The organism is Pseudomonas sp. NFPP28 (genome assembly GCF_900115535.1).
In the GTDB taxonomy this organism is placed as follows: domain Bacteria; phylum Pseudomonadota; class Gammaproteobacteria; order Pseudomonadales; family Pseudomonadaceae; genus Aquipseudomonas; species Aquipseudomonas extremorientalis.
The window spans coordinates 408,474-424,928 of the sequence record NZ_FOWT01000006.1 but is presented as its reverse complement, the minus strand read 5'-3'; the positions used below and the strand labels follow the sequence as shown (position 1 = coordinate 424,928).

The 16,455-nt window shown below is 61.9% G+C and carries 19 protein-coding genes; 9 read left to right on the top strand and 10 right to left on the bottom strand.

Features of this window, described 5'->3' with window-relative positions:
- Positions 1-30: 30 nt before the first annotated feature.
- Positions 31-549, top strand: coding sequence for a DUF1003 domain-containing protein (locus BM110_RS18440; protein WP_058427265.1), 519 nt, complete (start codon positions 31-33; stop codon positions 547-549).
- Here BM110_RS18440 and BM110_RS18435 read toward each other — a convergent pair.
- Positions 546-1,424 (bottom strand): LysR family transcriptional regulator, encoded by an 879-nt coding sequence (locus tag BM110_RS18435; protein WP_093513945.1) that lies wholly within the window; start codon positions 1,422-1,424, stop codon positions 546-548. The two genes, BM110_RS18440 and BM110_RS18435, sit on opposite strands and share 4 nt — an antisense overlap.
- Before the next feature lie 80 nt (positions 1,425-1,504).
- Between BM110_RS18435 and BM110_RS18430 the strand changes: the two genes are divergently transcribed.
- Positions 1,505-2,200, top strand: a complete 696-nt coding sequence (locus BM110_RS18430; RefSeq protein WP_175538852.1) for a CTP synthase C-terminal region-related (seleno)protein — start codon at positions 1,505-1,507, stop codon at positions 2,198-2,200.
- A 46-nt stretch (positions 2,201-2,246) separates the two neighbouring features.
- On the opposite strand, the gene BM110_RS18425 is transcribed toward BM110_RS18430, so the two are convergent.
- A complete protein-coding gene (locus tag BM110_RS18425) occupies positions 2,247-2,570 on the bottom strand; it encodes a DUF2025 family protein (RefSeq protein ID WP_071489502.1) in 324 nt (107 codons plus the stop codon).
- 232 nt (positions 2,571-2,802) lie between these two features.
- Between BM110_RS18425 and BM110_RS18420 the strand changes: the two genes are divergently transcribed.
- The 3 genes from BM110_RS18420 (at position 2,803) to BM110_RS18410 (ending at position 5,495) form a co-directional block, all read left to right on the top strand.
- Positions 2,803-3,930 (top strand): glycerophosphodiester phosphodiesterase family protein, encoded by a 1,128-nt coding sequence (locus BM110_RS18420; RefSeq protein ID WP_092247092.1) that lies wholly within the window; start codon positions 2,803-2,805, stop codon positions 3,928-3,930.
- Positions 3,931-4,016: 86 nt separating this feature from the next.
- Positions 4,017-4,325 (top strand): PepSY domain-containing protein, encoded by a 309-nt coding sequence (locus BM110_RS18415; RefSeq protein WP_092247089.1) that lies wholly within the window; start codon positions 4,017-4,019, stop codon positions 4,323-4,325.
- A gap of 147 nt (positions 4,326-4,472) precedes the next feature.
- Positions 4,473-5,495, top strand: a complete 1,023-nt coding sequence (locus tag BM110_RS18410; protein ID WP_058423173.1) for a transporter — start codon at positions 4,473-4,475, stop codon at positions 5,493-5,495.
- Between the two features lie 154 nt (positions 5,496-5,649).
- Here the strand turns inward: BM110_RS18410 and BM110_RS29415 are convergent, their stop codons facing one another.
- Positions 5,650-5,982: a hypothetical protein gene (locus tag BM110_RS29415; protein WP_139220340.1), complete on the bottom strand. Its 333-nt coding sequence runs from the start codon at positions 5,980-5,982 to the stop codon at positions 5,650-5,652.
- 332 nt (positions 5,983-6,314) lie between these two features.
- Here BM110_RS29415 and BM110_RS18405 point away from each other — a divergent pair, with 332 nt between their 5' ends.
- Positions 6,315-7,931, top strand: coding sequence for an inorganic phosphate transporter (locus BM110_RS18405; protein ID WP_071489496.1), 1,617 nt, complete (start codon positions 6,315-6,317; stop codon positions 7,929-7,931).
- 110 nt (positions 7,932-8,041) lie between these two features.
- Here the strand turns inward: BM110_RS18405 and BM110_RS18400 are convergent, their stop codons facing one another.
- The 3 genes from BM110_RS18400 to BM110_RS18390 are packed head-to-tail and all read right to left on the bottom strand — an operon-like array spanning position 8,042 to position 10,707.
- The gene (locus tag BM110_RS18400) at positions 8,042-9,016 is read right to left on the bottom strand and encodes a 5-oxoprolinase subunit C family protein (protein ID WP_093513943.1); all 975 of its coding nucleotides are present in this window, start codon (positions 9,014-9,016) and stop codon (positions 8,042-8,044) included.
- Positions 9,013-9,891 carry a 5-oxoprolinase subunit B family protein gene (locus tag BM110_RS18395; RefSeq protein WP_071489494.1) on the bottom strand — a complete coding sequence of 293 codons (879 nt, stop codon included), beginning with the start codon at positions 9,889-9,891 and terminating at the stop codon, positions 9,013-9,015. Before BM110_RS18395 ends, BM110_RS18400 begins: the two co-directional genes overlap by 4 nt.
- Positions 9,892-9,948: 57 nt before the next feature.
- Entirely contained in the window at positions 9,949-10,707 is a 759-nt protein-coding gene (locus tag BM110_RS18390; protein WP_092247074.1) for a 5-oxoprolinase subunit PxpA, read from the bottom strand.
- Between the two features lie 120 nt (positions 10,708-10,827).
- Between BM110_RS18390 and BM110_RS18385 the strand changes: the two genes are divergently transcribed.
- Positions 10,828-11,745 (top strand): LysR family transcriptional regulator, encoded by a 918-nt coding sequence (locus BM110_RS18385; protein WP_071489492.1) that lies wholly within the window; start codon positions 10,828-10,830, stop codon positions 11,743-11,745.
- On the opposite strand, the gene BM110_RS18380 is transcribed toward BM110_RS18385, so the two are convergent.
- Positions 11,742-12,638 (bottom strand): LysR family transcriptional regulator, encoded by an 897-nt coding sequence (locus BM110_RS18380; protein WP_093513942.1) that lies wholly within the window; start codon positions 12,636-12,638, stop codon positions 11,742-11,744. The genes BM110_RS18385 and BM110_RS18380 overlap by 4 nt on opposite strands.
- A 106-nt stretch (positions 12,639-12,744) precedes the next feature.
- Here BM110_RS18380 and BM110_RS18375 point away from each other — a divergent pair, with 106 nt between their 5' ends.
- Positions 12,745-13,503 carry an SDR family NAD(P)-dependent oxidoreductase gene (locus tag BM110_RS18375; RefSeq protein WP_093513941.1) on the top strand — a complete coding sequence of 253 codons (759 nt, stop codon included), beginning with the start codon at positions 12,745-12,747 and terminating at the stop codon, positions 13,501-13,503.
- 2 nt (positions 13,504-13,505) lie between these two features.
- On the opposite strand, the gene BM110_RS18370 is transcribed toward BM110_RS18375, so the two are convergent.
- Positions 13,506-13,949, bottom strand: coding sequence for a multidrug/biocide efflux PACE transporter (locus tag BM110_RS18370; protein ID WP_092247068.1), 444 nt, complete (start codon positions 13,947-13,949; stop codon positions 13,506-13,508).
- 89 nt (positions 13,950-14,038) lie between these two features.
- On the opposite strand from BM110_RS18370, the gene BM110_RS18365 reads away from it, so the two are divergent.
- Positions 14,039-14,893: a LysR family transcriptional regulator gene (locus BM110_RS18365; protein ID WP_092247065.1), complete on the top strand. Its 855-nt coding sequence runs from the start codon at positions 14,039-14,041 to the stop codon at positions 14,891-14,893.
- 6 nt (positions 14,894-14,899) lie between these two features.
- Here the strand turns inward: BM110_RS18365 and BM110_RS18360 are convergent, their stop codons facing one another.
- Positions 14,900-16,114, bottom strand: a complete 1,215-nt coding sequence (locus BM110_RS18360; protein ID WP_093125402.1) for an RNA polymerase sigma factor — start codon at positions 16,112-16,114, stop codon at positions 14,900-14,902.
- A complete protein-coding gene (locus BM110_RS18355) occupies positions 16,111-16,455 on the bottom strand; it encodes a YciI family protein (protein ID WP_016978318.1) in 345 nt (114 codons plus the stop codon). The genes BM110_RS18360 and BM110_RS18355 overlap by 4 nt, the downstream gene beginning before the upstream one ends.

Here is a 16,455-nt window from a genome sequence, read left to right as displayed (position 1 = left end):
TGTTCTTCAAGCATGAGATCCGAGCCCGCCATGACCCCAGAAAAGCCCGAAGCCACCCCCGTCGACCACCTGCGCTTCCACCGCCCCCACGCCCACCTGGCGCCGACCTTCGGCAACGACACCTTTGCCCTCAAGGCCGAAGCCTTCGCGCGCTTCTTCGGTACGCCGACCTTCCTTGGCGCACAAACCGCCATCGTGGTGTTGTGGGTGGTACTGAACATGACCGGCATCACGCATTTCGATGTGTACCCGTTCATCCTGCTCAACCTGGCGTTCAGCCTGCAATCGGCCTACGCCGCGCCGCTGATCCTGCTGGCCCAGACCCGCCAGGCCGCACGCGACAAGGCGCAGTCCGATGCGGATGCGCAGCACCGTGAAGCCCTGGCGATCGCCAATACCGAGCGCCAGGCCCAGGCGGCGCAGACCACCAAACAGTTACTGGAACTGCTGGAGCAAAACACCCGGCTCACGGAAATGACCAAACAACTGACTGAGCACATTGAAAGCCTGACCTGCGAAATGCATGAGCATTTTGTGCGAAAAACCTAAGGCAAACGCACCTGCCGTCCCAGCTCATCGAACAGGGTCACCACCGAGCGCAACGCTCGGCAGTCCGGGCGCGTGAGCAGCCACAACGCGGTGTCATGCCCTGCCAACGCGGGGCCGAGCGATTGCAGGCCGTCGCCCAATAGAAAGTCCGGCAAGGCTGCCACCCCCAACCCTGCCCGTACCAGCTCGGTAACCGACAACATGCTGTTGCAGCGATAACTGGGACGTACACCGGGCAGATGCTCGCGACGCCAGGCGACCGTGGGGTGGTCGGGCAGGAAGTCATCCGGGGCGATCCATGGCAGGTCGGCCAACTCGCGGCCGGCGTGCTGACGAGCAAAATCCGCGCTGGCACACACCTGATAAGCCACGCTGCCCAGGCGTCGACCAACCAGATGCTCCGGCGGCGTGCGGGTCAGGCGTAGGGCGATATCCGCGTCACGGCGGCTGAGGTTGGCGAAGTCATTCGAGGTGCTCAGTTCCAGGGTCAATGCCGGGTAGTGCGGCATGAACTGCGCCAGGGCCGGCAACAGCAGACCTTGCAGTACGGAGTCGGTACAGGTCAGGCGCACCGTGCCGCTGATCACCTCACCGCCCTGCTCCACGCCAATGCGCGCCGCCTCCAGCGCTTGTTCGGCACGCTCGGCCTGCTGCGCCAGGTTGCTTGCCAGGCTGGTGGGCAGGTAGCCGGCGCGGTTTTTTTCAAACAATGTCTGGCCCAGCGCCGCCTCCAGGCGCCGCACCGCGCGGAACACCGTGGACACGTCCACCCGCAACAACGCGGCCGCCCGTGCGAGCGTACCGCCACGCACCAGCGCGAGGATCAGCGACAAATCAGGGTAATCGAGTGAATAGTGCGTAGCTGCATTGAACATATGGGCAAACGCCAATATTGATTGCGTGAACGCCAATCTATAGTGCGCCCCAGGACACCACAAGTCATGGGATGTACACGATGAAAACCACACCTCTGCACCTTGCCCTGATCGGCGATTACAACCCCGATGTCATCGCCCACCAAGCCATTCCCGTGGCCTTGCAACAGGCCTCCGAGACCCTGGGGCTGAGCGTGCATGTCCAATGGCTCGACACCGATACCCTGCCGCAATCACTGCACGATTTCGACGGCTTCTGGTGCGTCCCCGCCAGCCCCTACCGCGACACCGATGGCGCACTGCGGGCGATCCGTTTTGCCCGCGAGCAACGCCGGCCGTTCCTCGGCACCTGCGGCGGTTTTCAGCACACGGTGGTGGAATATGCGCGCAACGTACTGGGCTGGAAGGATGCCGAGCACGGCGAACTTGCGCCGCACGCCAGGCGCGCCGTGATCGCGCCACTGAGTTGTGCGCTGGTGGAAGCCACCGACACTGTGCGCCTGGTCTCCTACACGCGTATTGCAGAAGCCTACGGCACTCTTGATGTGCAGGAAGGCTATCGTTGCCGCTACGGCGTGAACCCTGAGTTTCTCGACGCACTGCTGGAAGGCGACCTGATCCCCAGCGGCCATGACTCGGCAGGTGATCTGCGAGCCGTGGAGCTGCTCGACCACCCGTTCTTCGTCGCCACCCTGTTCCAACCCGAACGCGCCGCGCTTAAAGGCATCACCCCACCCCTGGCGATTGCCCTGCTCAAGGCTTGCCAGCAAGCATGATCAAGAGGCTCGTTGTGGTGAGCAGGCTTGCCTGCTCACCACAGGATCAGCTTACAAGACTGCGCAACGCACTGATCTGCGGAACCTCCACCCGCCGCATATACACCCGCAACGGTTCAGTGATGTTGATACGGTCGTCGATGTTCTGGTCCAGCAGCAACTGGATGCGCTCGCGGGACAGCGTCATGGTCTGTTCCGGGGCCGGCAGCCAGACGAATTCGGCGGTGGGAATGATGCCGTCATCGGCCACGTCCATGCCGAAGGCGTCTTCGCTGAAACGCACGATGTACTGGCCGGTCTTGCGGTTGAGGCCAACAAAACCACGGAGTTGGTCGGCGGCCTGGCAGATAAGCTCGGAGGTGATGCGCATGGTAAACCTCACTGAAAAGTCCCACAGGGACTGGAAAGATGGTTTACACGCGTGGCACAAAGTACCGCCCTCTAACGGGGCAGCTTCGGGCAAGAGTACTGCAATGCCTGCAAAAAAAACGCAGAAAATCGAGGCGTGCACACGTTAATGTCGGTTTGGTGATAGCGCCTTTCGCAATCAATTGTTAAAAAGGAGGCCTTCTCAAAGCTACCTCCACGAAAGGACTTCGCATATGCCTGTCACGTTTACCAAGAGTGCCTTGCTGCTCGCCCTGATGCTCGGCCTTGGCCAGGCACAGGCTGCCGACCCGATCAGCCCGGCTGAATTGGCAACCAACGAAGGCATTCCGTACCCAGCCGTGATCGCCCACCGTGGCGCGTCCTACGACGCCCCCGAATCCACCGCCGCGGCCTACAAGATTGCCCGCGACCTGGGTGCCGACTATCTGGAAATGGACCTGCAGCGCAGCAAGGACGGCGTGCTGTTCGCCCTGCACGACAACAACCTGCAGCGCACCACCGACGTGGCCACCAAGTTCCCCGACCGCAAGGACGCCCCGGCCAACGAGTTCACCTGGAAAGAACTGCAAACCCTCGATGCCGGCAGCTGGTTCAACGCCGCCTACCCGGACCGCGCGCGTCCAGGCTTCGTCGGCCTGAAAATCCAGAGCCTGGACGACATCATCAAGATCGCCGAAGGCAACCCGTCGCACAAACCCGGCCTGTACATCGAGACCAAGGAGCCCAAGCAATTCCCGGGCATCGAAGCCGACCTGAAGAACAAGCTGCTGGATAAAGGCTGGCTGAGCTCCGCCGGCTCCAAGCTGGGCAAGAGCAACACCGGCGTCGGCCAGGGCAAGGGCCGCGTGGTGCTGCAAACCTTCGAGGTTGCCAGCCTCAAAGAGCTGCAGAAAGAAATGCCCAACACCCCGAAGATCCTGCTGTTGTGGGTGGGTGAAGGCAGCATCGAGCCGAAAAACAAGCAGACGTTCGCTGAGTCCGGCGAAACCACCAAGGCCGCCTACTACGCCAAGCAGGAACCGAAGGATGCCGCCGAGTTCGAAAAATGGGTCGACGAAGCCAAGAGCCTCGGCGCTATCGGCACCGGCCCATCGGCCGAGCTGACCAACCACGGCGACCAGAGCTATTCGGACCTGGTCAAACCGGAGATGAACAAGCTGACCCACGACAAGGGTCTGCTGGTGCACGTCTACACCGTCGATGAGCCGGTGGACTTCGACAAAGTGATGAAGGCCGGCGTCGATGGCATCTTCACCAACCGCGCCGCCGAACTGCTGAAGTTCTACAAGCGCTGGCCGTCGTCCAGCGTGCAAGACCTGCTGAACGACTATAAGTACTGAGTGGTCAGTGTGCCATTAAGGATGAGTTAAGTTGCGCCGGTTAATCTGGCGCCACTTAAACAGCTCACCGAAGAAGGACACACACCATGAAAACCTTGACCGCTCTGTTCGCCGCTACCGCCCTGACCCTGACCGCCGGCCTGGCCCAGGCGGATGTTCGCCCGGATCATATTGAAGGCCTGCTCAAGTCCGGCGCCGTGATGCCTTTCGACAAACTCAACGCTGCCGCCCTGGCCAAACACGCTGGCGCCACCATCAACGACACCGAGTTGGACCACAACAACAGCGGCGTGCTGGTCTACGAAGTCGAGCTGACCGACACCGCCGGCAAGCGGTTTGAAGTGAAGCTCGACGCCAAGACCGGCGCCGTGCTGGAAGACAAGCTGGACACTTGATTTACCCCCTGTGAAAAACGCGCCACCTTCGGGTGGCGCGTTTTTTTGTGGGCACCGTCAAACGGTCACAGAATCGTCATATCACCTTGCAATGATTCGCTGCGCGACCTGTGAAACGTCCTACAGGCCCTTTCTCTGCGAGTCTCCATGAACCACAGCATCGACCACAGCCACCAGGACTCAGACCTGTTCGGCTTGCTTTACGGTTTCCGTTTTCGCCCCGGTGAAAAGGGCGAGCAGATCGATTCGGCCACGGCCCTCCAGGCCTTGCGCCAGCCGGCCGACCCGGACGAGTTTTTGTGGTTGCACCTGAACCTGGCCCACGCCGCATGCGAGCGCTGGATGCAGGCGCATCTGGACCTGCCGGAAGAGTTCTTCGAAGCCCTGCATGAAGGTTCGCGCTCAACCCGCATCGAGCATGTTGACTCGGCCTTGCTGGCGGTGGTCAACGACGTGGTGTTCAACTTCAGCAGCATGGTCTCGTCGGACATTTCTACGCTGTGGGTGTGCGCCCGCAGCCGCCTGTTGATCAGCGCACGCCTGCAACCGCTGCACTCGGTGGACAAGCTGCGCTCGTCGGTGAAAGCCGGTGAAAGCTTCCGCTCACCGCTGGCCTTGCTCGTGCACTTGCTGCGTGACCAGGGTGAAGTGCTGACGCAGATCGTGCGCAAGACCAGCATCAGCGTCGACCATATCGAGGACCAATTGCTCTCGTCACGGTTGTCCACCAACCGCGCTGAACTGGGGGCCGCACGCCGGGTGCTGGTGCGCCTGCAACGCCTGCTGGCGCTGGAACCGGGTTCGCTGCTGCGCCTGCTCAACCGCCCGCCGCAATGGCTGCAAAAAGAGGACGTGAAAGAGCTGCGCAAATCCACCGAGGAGTTTGCGCTGATCATCAACGACCTGATGGCCCTGGGCGAACGCATCAAGCTGTTACAGGAAGAGATCGCCGCCAACCTCAACGAGCAGAGCAACCGCACACTGTTCACCCTCACCGTGGTGACGGTGCTGGCGTTGCCGATCAACATCATCGCCGGTTTTTTCGGCATGAACGTGGGAGGTGTGCCGCTTTCGCAGGACCCGGAAGGCTTCTGGATCCTGGTGGCGTTGGTGGCGACCTTTACCTTGATTGCCGGGCGGTGGGCCTTTCGCAAGCGTAAAGACTATTGACTTGAGATTTGCGTAACCACGCCCCTAGCAGGGGGTCCTAATTAAACCTTGACGCCTGAAACAGCACCGTCTTGAAAGACAAGTAAACACGTGATTTTCAAATAAATAGAGGCGCCAACCCAGTTTGGCGCCCGTTAAAACATTTATCTCAGCCTCACGTGCCCTCATTGAGAAGCAAGAGTGTTTCTGAAATATCCGTACCATGGACATGTGCAACCGTATATCCGATTGTTTGCCAGCAGCACTTTAGCGCAAAGGGTGGGATATCAAGTAGAATAAGGTCGGAGTCCCCTGGTTCAAGCAATGTTTCTTGGACTGGCTTGCCATCAATCAGTACTGTGACAGTGTTATACCCAAAAGGTGGAGTGTAAGTAATTGGAGGAACAACAACTTTCAATATATCAAAATGCCCCACGCGGACGCTTTCACCATAGGCATTAGGTATAGCTTGAGGAATCTGGATTTTTGGGAGAGTAGGAATAGCCATCACATTCACCTTTTTTAAATTAATTGAATCAGGCCGACAACTCGATTAAACCGCCCCCCTCATTAGTACGTCTACTGTCAAATATAACAGGTACATACGAGTATCAAGTCACTCTGAAACAGGCATTACCAATAAGACCCGACATCAAACTTAACAACACTGAAAATTGTCTCCTTCAATAGGCATTGCCTCCTGATGATGGCGGACCGGACGTTTAGAATGACTACTGACCAGCAGCATGCTCAATCCTCCAAACACTGACCTATGGCAGTATCTTTGTAACATTCTGCAATGACTATGAACGGCATCCTCCCCACACTGGATGCCCCGGCATGGCCACCCCTTCCCTGACTGCCTCCACCCACGCCTCACCCGCCGCGCCCAAGCCCAGGCTGGACAAGAAACCCGGCCTGGTGACGGTAATCATCTTCTTTGCCGTGCTCGCCATGGGCCTGTTGTTCACCGCCTACAGCCTGATGCACGACATGCATGAAATGGGCGCCCAGCTCACCACCTGGACGCCGTTTCTGCTGCTGGGCGTGGCGCTGTTGATCGCCTTGGGTTTCGAGTTCGTCAACGGCTTCCACGACACCGCCAACGCCGTGGCGACGGTGATCTACACCAACTCGCTGCCGCCGCATTTTGCGGTGGTGTGGTCGGGCTTTTTCAACTTCCTCGGCGTGCTGCTTTCGAGCGGCGCGGTGGCGTTCGGGATTATTGCGTTGCTGCCGGTCGAGCTGATTCTGCAGGTGGGTTCTTCCGCCGGCTTTGCGATGATCTTCGCCCTGCTGATCGCCGCGATCCTGTGGAACCTCGGCACCTGGTGGCTGGGCTTGCCGGCGTCGTCGTCCCACACGCTGATCGGTTCGATCATCGGCGTGGGCGTGGCGAATGCCTTGATGCACGGGCGTGACGGCACCAGCGGTGTGGACTGGAGCCAGGCGATCAAGATCGGTTACGCCTTGCTGCTGTCGCCGCTGATCGGCTTCGCGTTTGCGGCGATGCTGTTGCTGGCCCTGCGCGCCTTCGTCAAGAATCGCGCGCTGTACAAGGCACCCAAGGGCGACACCCCGCCACCGTGGTGGATCCGCGGCATGCTGATCGCCACCTGCACCGGCGTGTCCTTTGCCCATGGCTCCAACGATGGGCAAAAAGGCATGGGCCTGATCATGCTGATCCTGGTGGGCACCTTGCCGATGGCCTACGCGCTGAACCGCACCATGCCGGCCGAGCAGTCGCTGCAGTTCGCGGCAGTGGCCGAAGTCACCCAGGTCGCCCTGGTGAAAAGTGCCCCGCAAGCGCTGACCGGTGACCCGCGCCCGATCCTCTCCACCTACGTGCGCACCAAGGAAGCCACCCCGGAACTGGTCCCCGCCCTCGCCGCCCTCGCCGGGCAGATCGGTGATGAAGTCAAAGGTTATGGCTCCCTGGCCAAGGTGCCTGCCGAAGCCGTCGGCAACGTGCGTAACGACATGTACCTGACCAGCGAAACCATTCGCCTGATGGACAAGGGCAAGGTCGGCAGCTTCGACGCCGACACCCAGGGCAAGCTGCAACTGTTCAAGCAACAGATCGACAATTCCACGCGCTTTATTCCGCTGTGGGTGAAAATCGCCGTGGCCATCGCCCTGGGCCTGGGCACCATGGTCGGCTGGAAGCGCATCGTGGTGACCGTGGGCGAGAAGATCGGCAAGACCCACCTGACCTACGCCCAAGGCGCCTCGGCGGAGATGGTAGCGATGCTGACCATCGGCGCGGCAGACATGTATGGGTTGCCGGTGTCGACCACCCATGTGCTGTCGTCGGGTGTGGCGGGGACCATGGTGGCGAACGGGGGCGGGTTGCAGATGCGCACGATCCGCAATCTGGCGATGGCGTGGGTGCTGACGTTGCCGGCGGCGATTCTGCTGTCGGGTAGCCTCTACTGGCTGTTCACCCAACTCTTCTGACACAACAGTGATTGAACATGTGGGAGGGGGCTTGCCCCCGATTGCAGTGGGTCAGCTATAGAGAAGCTGGCTGGTCCACCGCTATCGGGGGCAAGCCCCCTCCCACAGTTTTATCCAGCGAACAGCCCGGACATGATCTTCAACCGCTTCTTGTAGACACGCCGCGCCTCCAACGCCTGCTCCAGCGTCACCGCCACAAACCCTGCCCGCTGGTTCGGTTGCATCTGCCCGATCAAATCCAGGTCGGCGCTGATCACCGTGCCGATCATCGCGTAGCCACCGCCCGACACCGCGTCCCGGTGCAACACAATCGGCTCCAACCCGGCCGGCACCTGGATCGAACCGATCGGGTAGCAACTGTCGACGATGTTCGACGGGTCCGACCCCGCGCCAAACGGCTGCTCCCGTGGCTGGAAGTTCAACGCACTGCCGCCCTTGAAGCGATAGCCGATGCGGTCGGCTTCGGAACCCACGGCCCAGGGCTCGGCGAAAAAGCTGCTTTTTGCCGCATCCGTGAGGCGCTCGTAATACAGCCCCGGCACCACGCGCAGGGTGATATCCCCGCCCACTGAGCGACGCAACGCCATCGGCAGACTGTTGCCCGCGCGTCCCGTGCCACTGGCTTCACCGATGGGCAATTCATCGCCTTCCTGCAAGCGCCGCCCCTGAAAGCCGCCAAGCGCGCCGAGGGTGTAGGTCGAGCGGCTACCGAGTACCAGCGGCACATCAATGCCACCGGCCACCGCGAGGTAAGTACGCGCCCCCGCCTTGGGAAATTCAAAGCGCAACACCTGCCCGGCGCGCACCTGGAACGCGGTGTCCTGGTGCACCACTTCACCGTCCAGGCGCGGCGACATCAGGGCGCCGCTGAGGGCCACCAGCGCATCCTGTTGGAACTGCAGTTCAGGGCCGATCAATGTGCATTCCAGACCCGCCGCGCCCACCGGGTTGCCCACCAGGTGGTTGGCCGCGCTCAACGCGTATTGATCCAACGCACCCGACGGCGGGATGCCCAGGTGGTAGTAACCTTCGCGGCCAAGGTCTTGCACGGAGGTGGCGAGGCCGGGTTTGAGGACCTTGATCATGCCAGCGCCTCCTGCAGGGTTTTCGGGTAGCCAATGGGGTCGGCGAGAAAAGCGTCGAGGGAAAATTCCACCGGACGGATACGCAGGTCGAAACGTCCTGCGTCCACCTCGGCCACCGCTCGGTCGTAGGCGTCACGGTCCATGGGTTTGAACTGCACGATATCGCCTGGCCGGAAGAACACCATGTGCTCCTTGAGGTAGGCCAACTGCTGCGCCGGGTCATAGATCGGCGCCGGGGTCACGCCGAACATCTGGTAACCGCCGGCACCGCGCACCGAGTAGATGCAACCAAAACAGCCGCCATGGCCGAGGGTGAGTTTCGGCGTGTCGGTGCGCGGGCGCAGGTACTTGGGCACCTGCAACTGCCGCTCGCGCTCGACCATCTGGAACATGAACGGCAAGCCCGCGACAAACCCGACCATCGACACAAACCACGGCGCACCGCTGTGGGCAGCGATAAACGCGTCGACATCGGCCAGGCCATTGATACGCGCAGCGTATTCCAGGTCGGTGCCGCTGGGGTCCTGGTGGCGGTCGCGAAAACGCATGAGGGTTTCATGGGTCCACGGGTCGTTGTACAGCACCGGGATTTCGATGATGCGCGTGTGCAGCGTGCGTTCGGCCACGGCCTGGGCTTCGGCGGTCTGCACCGCGTCGAGCAATACATGGGGCGCGATGCGGTCGGGGTCGAAGCGGATCTGGAACGATGCGTTGGCCAGGCACACATCCAGCACGCCTTCCAGCGCCAGGCGCTCCACCGCGCGGGTCACCGCCATGCCCTTGAAAAAGGCCTCCAGGGACATGCTGTCGCTGACCTCGGCAAACAGGTGTTCATCACCGCCGAAGCTGTAGCGGATGGGGGACGTTTCAGCCATGTCTGTTCCTCTTGGAATCATTGTAGAAAGGCAGGCGAAAAAATAAGGCGATGATTTTTATTGTGGTGTCTTGACCGTGATGCCCGCTTGGTCCAGCGCTTCGCGGGTGGCTTCCACCAGCTCCAGCGCACCGGGGGTGTCGCTGTGCAGGCAGATGGAGTCGAATTCGATAAACAGGTCTTCGCCTTCCACGGTTCGAACAAGTCCCGTCTGACAGGCCCGCAGGACGCGCGCCGCCACCGTCGCCGGGTCCAGCGCCCGCACATTGCGGGTAAACACGATGGAGCCGGTCAGATCGTACTCACGGTCGGCATAAAACTCCCGGACCACCGGCTGTCCCAGCTCCTGCGCGACACGCCAGATCACCGAGTTGGGCATGCAGTACAGCAGCAGCGTCGGCTCGATGATGCGCAGGTTCTGCACCAGCAGGCGCGCGGCTTCTTCGTCGCGGGCCAGGTGCATGTACAGCGCGCCGTGGGGTTTGATGTGTTGCAGGGTCATGCCCTGGGCGCGGGCAATTTCCCGCAGGGCGCCAAGCTGGTAGAGCATGTCGTCCACCAGCTCCTGGGCCGGAGCGTTGATATGGCGGCGGCCAAAGCCGACCAGATCACGGAAGCCAGGATGCGCGCCGATGGCCACGCCCAATTGCCTGGCCCGCTCGACGGTGCGGCGCATGGTGCCGGGGTCGCCGGCGTGGAAGCCGGTGGCGATATTGGCCGAGCTGATGTAGGCCATCAGCTCAGCGTCGACGCCATCGCCGATGGTCCAGGGGCCAAAGCCTTCGCCCATGTCCGAATTGAAATCCACTGCCTGCATCGAAGTCGCTCCGCCTAAGTGATGCAGGAAAAGTAGGCTGCCCCTTGACCCCTTGGGAAGATCTATTATCAGATGACCCATCTTCTGAAAATCAGATAGCCCTACGTTTTGGAGAGGCCGATGTCCCTGACCTTGCGCCAAGTCCGCTACTTTGTCGCCACCGCCGAGATCGGCCAGATTTCCCAGGCGGCCATCCACCTGAACATCTCCCAGTCGGCGGTGACCACGGCGATCAAGGAGCTGGAGGGCATGCTCGGTGTGCAACTGTTCGTGCGTTCGGCCCAGGGCATGAACCTGACTGACGCCGGGCGGCATTTTCTCAACCGCGCCTACGTGATCCTGCGCAGTGTCGATGACGCGCTGAACAGCCCGCTGCCCGACTACCGCGCCAGCGGCGTGCTGCGCCTGGCGGCCAGCTACACGGTGCTCGGCTACTTCCTGCCGCACCACTTGCAGCGCATGGAGCACTGGCACCCGGACGTGACCATCGAGGTCTTCGAGCAGGAACGCCAGGCCATCGAACAGGGTTTGCTCGACGGCCAGTTCGATATGGCGGTGGTGCTCACCGCGAACCTTACCCACCCGGCTATCGTCTCGGAGATCTTGTTCAACTCGGAACGCCGCCTGTGGCTGCCCAGCCACCACCCGCTGTGCGAGCGCGGCGCCGTGAGCCTGGCTGATGTGGCCCGGGAACCCTACATCCTGCTCACCGTCGACGAGGCCGAACACAGCGCCATGCGCTATTGGGAACAGGCCGGGCAAACGCCCCAGGTGCGGCTGCGCACCAGTTCGGTGGAAGCGGTGCGCAGCATGGTCGCCAATGGCAGCGGCGTGGCGATCCTGTCCGACCTGGTGCATCGGCCCTGGTCCCTGGAAGGCAAGCGCATCGAAACCCTCACCGTCACCGACCCCGTCACGCCGATGAGCGTGGGCCTGGCCTGGCACCGCGAACGCGCGTTCACCCCGGCGATGCAGGCGGTGCGCGATTACTTCCACGACGCGTTCCTGGCGCCGCAGCAATTGTCGGCACGGCGTTAGAGCTGGGCTTGCAACGTCGCAGCCAGCCACTCCATGAATACCCGCACACGTTGCGGCAAATGCCGTTGCCCGGCATAGAGCATCGACACGTCCAATGGGGGAGCCGGGTAATCCGGCAGGACGCTGACCAGTTCGCCTCGCGCCAGCAACTCGCGGATACCGAGCAACGGCACCTGGGTAATCCCGAAACCACCCAGGCAAGCAGCCTGATAGGCATCTGTGCTGTTGACCGTGACCCGCCCGGCCATCGGCACGCGGTGCACCTTATTGCCCTGCTGGTATTCGAAGCCCGCCGAGCGTGACCCCAGCGGCCGTACGTAATGCACCAGTTGATGCTGCGCCAGGTCCGCCAGGGTCATCGGCGTGCCATAGCGTTGCAGGTAGACCGGGCTCACGCAGTTGACCATCGGCATGCTGCAGACTTTTCGTGCGACCACCGTTTGATCCGGCTGGGCGCCGACACGCAACACGCAATCAAAGCCTTCGGCGATCAGATCCACCTGGCGGTCGGAACTGCTGATCTCCAGCTCGATCAGCGGGTGCGCGTCCATGAATTCGGGCAAGCGCGGCAGGATCAACTCCCGCGCCATCACGGTGGGCATGTCCACCCGGATGCGCCCGCTCAGTTGCGCCTCATCCTGGCGAAACAACCCTTCCAACTCCTCCATGTGCGACAGCAGGTCCTTGCTGCGCTCATACAAAACCCGGCCGTCCTGGGTCGCCTGCACCTTACGCGTGGTGCGTTGCAACAGGCGCGCCCCGAGCAGTTCTTCCAGGGCTTGCACATGCTCGGACACGGTCGAGCGCGGCAGGCCGAGGCTCTCGCCGGCCTGGGTAAAACTCGACAGTTCGGTGACGCGCACGAAGGTACGCAACAGCTCAAGTTTATTCATGGGATTGTTCGCCTTATCCGGCCAGTGATTCCGGTATGGCGCTGTTTATCACGTTACGGACGAATAAATACACTCAGTCCCACCAATCACCTGAGAGGACTGCACCATGCCCCGTAAAATCGCACTGATCACCGGCGCCAGCCGTGGCCTGGGCAAAAGCGCCGCGCTGCACCTGGCGGCCCAGGGCGTCGACATCATCGGCACCTACCACAGCGCGGCAGCTGAAGCCCAGACGGTGGTCGAGCAGGTCCAGGCCCTGGGTGGCCGCGCCGCCATGCTGCAACTGGATGTGAGCCAGAGCGACCGCTTCGATGCCTTTGTCGGCGAAGTCGGCACCCTGCTCAAGGACGTGTTTGCACAGGATCACTTCAACTTTCTGATCAACAACGCCGGTATCGGCGTCCACGCCAGTTTTGCCGAGACCACCGAAGCGCAGTTCGACCAATTGGTAGCGATCCACTTCAAGGCACCGTTTTTCCTCACGCAAAAATTGCTGCCGCTGATCTGCGATGGTGGGCGCATCCTCAATATTTCCAGCGGCCTGGCGCGGTTCAGCCTGCCGGGGTATGCGGCTTATGCGTCGATGAAAGGTGCGGTGGAAGTGCTGTCGCGCTACCAGGCCAAGGAACTGGGCCCGCGCGGGATCAGCGTGAACACCCTGGCCCCTGGCGCCATTGCCACGGATTTCAGCGGCGGCGCCGTGCGCGACAACCCGGATGTGAATGCGATGGTGGCCAACAACACCGCCCTGGGTCGCGCCGGTTTGCCGGACGACATTGGCGGGGCGATCTCGACCCTGCTGGCCGATGGCAGCCACTGGATCACCGGGCAACGCATCGAAGCCTCAGGCGGCATGTTCCTCTGATTTCACACATAACCTGCAGGCGCGTTTCTGTTGATGATTTTTTCCCGGATCACGTCATACCCCCAGTGATACACATAGGTGTACGGCAGGAAAAACAGCAACACGCCGATGTCGAGCATGAACGCCTGCATCAGGCTGATGTTCAGCCACGCCGCGATCAGCGGCACGGCGACGATGATCAGCCCGCCTTCGAACATCAGCGCATGCAACACCCGCGTCCAACCGCCGTTGGACAGTTGCAGGCGCACCTTGAGGCGGTCGAACAGGCTGTTGAAGATGATGTTCCAGGTCAGCGCCAACAAGCTCAGGCCCAGGGTCACCGCGCCCATTTCCAGGGCCGGCCTGCCGGTGATCCAGACCAGCAGCGGCGTACAGATCAACAACGCCAGGCCTTCAAAACCCAGGGCCTGGCAAACGCGTTCAGTAATCGACTTGGTAGGGCTCATAACCTGTGCTCGGTGAAGGACGATGGTTGCCATGATTACCCTTTGAATCGATACTTCATAACTAATAACCATCGATCAAGGCGATAGTCATGGCCTCCCACGAAGTGCTGCAAGCGTTTGTCCAGGCCGCTACCCAAGGCTCGTTTTCGGCGGCGGCACGCAAGCTGGGCAAGAGCCAGTCCACCGTCAGTGCGGCCGTGGCGAGCCTGGAGATTGACCTGGATGTGGTGCTGTTCGACCGCAGCAGCCGCAAGCCGACGCTGACCCCGGCCGGCCATGTGCTGCTGCAGCGCGCCGAACAGGTGCTGGAGGCCAGCAGTCGCCTGGAACTGGCGGCGAGCCAGTTGTCCCAGGGGTTGGAGCCGAAGGTCACGATCGCCATGTCCGATACGTATCAGTCGGAACGCTTCGAGATCGCCCTCAAGGCCTTTGAACATCGCTACCCGGACCTTGAACTGGAATGGCTGATCGCCGAGTGTGAAGACCTGATCGCCCTGGTGCAGAGCGGCCGTGCACAGATTGCCTTGATCGAAGCCCAGCACATCTACCCGCCCGACCTGACCCACTCGCCCGTGGCCGAACGCACGGAAATCGCACTGTTCGTCGCCCCCACTCACCCATTGGCGCGCGTAGAAAACATCGACTCGCAGGCCCTGCAACAACACCGGGAACTGCGCCTGGCAAGCATCATCAGCCCCAACGAGACACGCCCCATGGGCCGGGTGTGGTCGGCGCCGAGTTTTCTGATGCTGATGGAGATGGCTCAACTCGGTTTCGGCTGGGCGGAGTTACCACGCTGGTTGGTGGAGCGCTTTGGCAATGCCGAACTGATTGAACTCAACGTTCGGGGTTGGCCACGCTCGGTGGCGGTGGATGCGTTGTGGTCGCGACAACACCCACCTGGGCCGGCGGGCAGTTGGATGCTCAGTCAAATGCTCGAATGACACCGCCTACAGGTTTTGCAAACGTTGTTCGAGGAAACGTCGTTCCGGGCCCTGCTGGGTCAGCGACTGGGCTTTTGCGTAGGCGGCGCGCGCCTCTTCGACGCGCCCCAGTTGCCGGCAGAACTCCCCCCGCGTCGAATGCACCAAGTGGTAATCCAGCAACTCGCCGCGTGCCAGAATGCCCTCCACCTGCTGCAACCCCGCCAACGGCCCATCGCGCATGGCCAGGGCTACGGCGCGGTTCAGTTCGATCACCGGTGACGGCACGGCCCTGAGCAATACATCGTAGAGCCCGACGATCTGCGGCCAGTCCGTCTCATCGGCACGCGCCGCTTCGGCATGCACCGCGGCGATGGCGGCCTGCAGGCAATACGGACCAAAGCGCCGTGTGCCCAGCGCGCGCTCGACCAGGGCACAACCTTCGGCAATCAACGAGGCGTCCCACAGCGAGCGATCCTGCTCAGCCAGCAGCACCAACTCACCCTCGGCCGAGGTGCGCGCCGGGCGGCGGGACTCGTGCAGCAGCATCAAGGCCAGCAGGCCCATGACTTCCGGTTCGGGCAGCAACTCCAGCAGCAGGCGCCCCAGGCGAATCGCTTCGCGGGTCAACTCCTCGCGGGTCAGGTCGGCACCGATGGACGCCGAATACCCCTCGTTGAACACCAGGTAAATCACCCGCAGCACCGCATCCAAACGCTCCGGCAGCGCGTCCCTGGACGGCACTTGATAAGGGATTTTCGCCTCGCGGATCTTGCCCTTGGCGCGCACGATGCGCTGGGCGATGGTGGCCGGCGTGGCCAGGAACGCCCGGGCAATTTCCTCGGTGGTGAGGTCGCAGATCTCACGCAGGGTCAGCGCCGCCTGGGCATCTGCCGCCAGTGCTGGGTGGCAGCAGGTGAAAATAAGGCGCAGGCGGTCGTCTTCCACGTCTTCATCGCTCCAGTCAGCCGCTTCCAGCGTGTCGGCCTGCTCCTGCAACAACGGGGTAAACCGCGCCTGGCGGCGCAGACGGTCGATAGCCTTGAAGCGCCCGGTCGACACCAGCCATGCCCTTGGGTTGGCTGGCACACCGTCCAGGGGCCAGCGCTGCACGGCGACGAAAAACGCGTCGTGCAGGGCTTCTTCGGCCAGGTCGAAGTCGCCCAGCAAGCGAATCAGCGTTGCGAGAACCCGACGTGATTCGCTGCGGTAAAGGGCATCGACCGAGGTTGTTGCAGTCACAGATTCAATTCACGCACGGGACGCACTTCTACACTGCCGACCCGGGCGGCCGGAATACCGCCAGCCACCTGGATCGCTTCGTTCAAGTCACGGGCCTCGATCAGGTAGAAGCCGGCGAGCTGTTCCTTGGTTTCGGCAAACGGCCCGTCGGTGATCGACAGCTTGCCATTGCGCATGCGCACGGTGGTGGCGGTGCTCACCGACTCCAACGGCTCGGCGGCCAGCATGCGACCGCTGGCCTGCACGGACTGCGCGTAGGCGAAGCACTCCGGGTCGGCGGGGCTGTCCGGCGAGGTGTGCAGCACCTGTTCGTTGCTGTAGATCAGGCACAGGTATTTCAT

Coding starts and splice junctions, on each gene's coding strand:
- BM110_RS18355 (WP_016978318.1), bottom strand. CDS start 16,455: ATGAAATACCTGTGCCTGATCTACAGCAACGAACAGGTGCTGCACACC.
- BM110_RS18390 (WP_092247074.1), bottom strand. CDS start 10,707: ATGCAGGCAGTGGATTTCAATTCGGACATGGGCGAAGGCTTTGGCCCC.
- BM110_RS18405 (WP_071489496.1), top strand. CDS start 6,315: ATGGCCACCCCTTCCCTGACTGCCTCCACCCACGCCTCACCCGCCGCG.
- BM110_RS18415 (WP_092247089.1), top strand. CDS start 4,017: ATGAAAACCTTGACCGCTCTGTTCGCCGCTACCGCCCTGACCCTGACC.
- BM110_RS18385 (WP_071489492.1), top strand. CDS start 10,828: ATGTCCCTGACCTTGCGCCAAGTCCGCTACTTTGTCGCCACCGCCGAG.
- BM110_RS18400 (WP_093513943.1), bottom strand. CDS start 9,016: ATGATCAAGGTCCTCAAACCCGGCCTCGCCACCTCCGTGCAAGACCTT.
- BM110_RS18375 (WP_093513941.1), top strand. CDS start 12,745: ATGCCCCGTAAAATCGCACTGATCACCGGCGCCAGCCGTGGCCTGGGC.
- BM110_RS18420 (WP_092247092.1), top strand. CDS start 2,803: ATGCCTGTCACGTTTACCAAGAGTGCCTTGCTGCTCGCCCTGATGCTC.
- BM110_RS29415 (WP_139220340.1), bottom strand. CDS start 5,982: ATGGCTATTCCTACTCTCCCAAAAATCCAGATTCCTCAAGCTATACCT.
- BM110_RS18440 (WP_058427265.1), top strand. CDS start 31: ATGACCCCAGAAAAGCCCGAAGCCACCCCCGTCGACCACCTGCGCTTC.
- BM110_RS18365 (WP_092247065.1), top strand. CDS start 14,039: ATGGCCTCCCACGAAGTGCTGCAAGCGTTTGTCCAGGCCGCTACCCAA.
- BM110_RS18430 (WP_175538852.1), top strand. CDS start 1,505: ATGAAAACCACACCTCTGCACCTTGCCCTGATCGGCGATTACAACCCC.
- BM110_RS18380 (WP_093513942.1), bottom strand. CDS start 12,638: ATGAATAAACTTGAGCTGTTGCGTACCTTCGTGCGCGTCACCGAACTG.
- BM110_RS18370 (WP_092247068.1), bottom strand. CDS start 13,949: ATGAGCCCTACCAAGTCGATTACTGAACGCGTTTGCCAGGCCCTGGGT.
- BM110_RS18435 (WP_093513945.1), bottom strand. CDS start 1,424: ATGTTCAATGCAGCTACGCACTATTCACTCGATTACCCTGATTTGTCG.
- BM110_RS18410 (WP_058423173.1), top strand. CDS start 4,473: ATGAACCACAGCATCGACCACAGCCACCAGGACTCAGACCTGTTCGGC.
- BM110_RS18425 (WP_071489502.1), bottom strand. CDS start 2,570: ATGCGCATCACCTCCGAGCTTATCTGCCAGGCCGCCGACCAACTCCGT.
- BM110_RS18395 (WP_071489494.1), bottom strand. CDS start 9,891: ATGGCTGAAACGTCCCCCATCCGCTACAGCTTCGGCGGTGATGAACAC.